A 2441-nucleotide genomic window follows, 5' to 3' on the forward strand; every position below is an offset into this window, starting at 1 on the left:
AGCGCTGAGCCGGGGCGGGCGATCCAGGGCACCATGCGCGGCTTGACACTTCAGACACTTCACTGAGGAACACAGCGATGAACACACGTCTTCGATCCCTGGTCCTGGTTGCCGCACTCGGTGCCGCGGCACTGCTCGGCGCCTGTGCGAGCAAGCCGATCCCGAGCGCCACCGCGATCCTGCTGCCGACCACCGGCAATGCCGCGCAAGGCGTCGTCACCTTCCAGATGGTCGACGACCGCGTGCTGGTCAAGGGCAAGGTGCGCGGCCTGAAGCCGAACCAGGACCACGGCTTCCACGCCCATGAGAAGGGCGACTGCTCCAGCGGCGACGGCATGAGCACCGGCGGCCACTTCAACCCCACCGGCAAGCCGCACGGTTCGCCGCTCGGCGACCACCATGCCGGCGACATCCCGGCGATCACCGCCGACGCGAGYGGCGTGGCGGAGTTCGAATTCCTGCTGAGCGATGTCACCATCGGCTCCGGCCCGACCGACCTGGTCGGCCGCGGGTTGATCGTGCACGCGAGCCAGGACGACTATTCGACGCAGCCGACCGGCAACTCCGGCGCCCGCATCGCCTGCGGCGTGATCAAGCGCGACCCGACCCCCGGCAACTGACCGGGACGCAGTGAAGGCCCTGCTGGTTGCCGCCGGTCCGAAGGCGCGCGAGCACCTGCGCCGCGACGGCCTGCGCCCGCAGGATGTGCGGGCCATCCCGGCCGCGGCCGGCGGGCCGAAGGGCCTGGCGCTGAACCACCTCGATCGCTTCCTGTTCGGCGACTGGCTGCCGCGCAGCGACCACACGGTGCACCTGCTGGGCGCGTCGATCGGCGCGTGGCGCATGGCCACCGGCTGCCTCGACGACCCGGCGCGCGAGCTGGCGCAGATGGCCGCCGACTACATCGGCCAGCAGTACGAGCACGCGCCCGGCAAGCAGCCGACCGCGACCCATGTCAGCCAGGTGTTCGCCGACAACCTGGTGCGCCAGTTCGGCGCGCGCGAGGCGCAGGTGCTGCAGCACCCTCGCTACCGGCTGCACGTCTTCACGAGCCGCGGCCGGCACGTGCTGGGCCGGCAGGGGCGGCTGCGCACGCCGATCGGCTACCTGGGCGCGTTCGCGGCCAATGCCGTGAGCCGCCGCGCGATGGGCGGCTGGCTGGAGCGGGTGGTGTTCTCGGACCCGCGCGATGCCTTGCCGCTGTCGCTCACCGACTACCGCACCCACACCGCCGCGCTCGATGGCTCGAACCTGCGCGCGAGCATCCTCGCCAGCTGCTCGATCCCGTTCTGGCTCGACGCGGTGCACGACATCCCCGGCGGCCCCACCGGCGCCTACTGGGACGGCGGCATCACCGACTACCACCTGCACCTCGACTACGCGTCGATGCGCGACGGGCTGGCGCTGTACCCGCACTTCCAGAAGACGGTGGTGCCGGGCTGGCTCGACAAGGGCTTCAAGCGCCGCCACCGCGCCAGCGCGATGCTCGACAACCTGATCGTGCTGTACCCGAACCCGGAATGGATCGCGACGCTGCCGCACGGCAAGCTGCCCGACCGGGCCGACTTCAAGTCCTGGGGCGAGGACGTGGCGGGCCGGCAGGCGGTGTGGACCCGCGCGTTGCACGAAAGCGAACGGCTTCGTGACGATTTCGCGAACTGGCTGGATCGCCCCGACGCCGAGGTGTTGTAGGACGGCGCGCCCTGGGCCGGAATGGTGCGGCGCTCCCCTAAAATTCGCGGGATGCGCGACCTGCTGTTGTCCCCTCCGCCGCTCCCCCTGTCCTCCCCGCTGCAGTTCCGTCGCGCCTTTGAATCGACTGCCACGCCGGCGCTCGACCGCCGCATCCACACCGGCGAAGAGCCGCGCCACATCGCCGCCCCCGCGCTGCTGCACCCCGCCGGCACGGTCACCGAGACCTGGAGCGTCCCCGGCCCGTTGCACGCGCAGTGCCGCGGTGCCGCGCGCTTCGTGAGCGACGGGCATTGGCTGATGGGCACGCTGTGCATCGACGACAAGGCGTGGCCGGGCGGCATCCGCGCGGCGGCGCGGCAGGTCTACGACGAGCTGTTCCAGCTGCTGCGCGACGAGGGCTTCGCGCACCTGCTGCGCGTGTGGAACTACGTGGCCGACATCAACGGGTGCGACGCGGGCGATCCGCTGGAGCGCTACCGGCAGTTCAACATCGGCCGGCAGGATGCCTTCCTGGCCGCCCGGCGCAGCGCGTTCGACGGCGCGCCGGCCGCCTGTGCGCTGGGCACCACGCAGGGGCCGCTGACGGTGCATTTCCTGGCCGGGCGCGAGGCGCCACGCGCGGTCGAGAACCCGCGCCAGGTCAGTGCCTACCGCTACCCGTCGCAGTACGGTCCGCGCGCGCCCACGTTCTCGCGCGGCGCGCTGGCGTCGATCGGCGGCGGGCGCGAGGCCTTGTTCCTGTCGGG

3 protein-coding genes are annotated in these 2441 nt (G+C 71.8%); all 3 read left to right on the forward strand.

Translation table 11 applies throughout. The annotated features are described in order from the left end of the window. The first annotated feature begins 77 nt into the window (after window positions 1–77). Window positions 78–620, forward strand: a complete 543-nt coding sequence (locus AC1D01_RS30200; RefSeq protein ID WP_477873005.1) for a superoxide dismutase family protein — start codon at window positions 78–80, stop codon at window positions 618–620. A gap of 10 nt (window positions 621–630) precedes the next feature. Then, complete coding sequence (locus AC1D01_RS30205; protein ID WP_477873007.1) at window positions 631–1692, forward strand: patatin-like phospholipase family protein; 1062 nt, start codon at window positions 631–633, stop codon at window positions 1690–1692. A 51-nt stretch (window positions 1693–1743) separates the two neighbouring features. After that, the coding region (locus AC1D01_RS30210; protein WP_477873009.1) for a chorismate transformation FkbO/Hyg5 family protein at window positions 1744–2441 on the forward strand (698 nt) is incomplete at its 3' end.

The organism is Rhizobacter sp. P3_B12 (assembly GCF_056402895.1).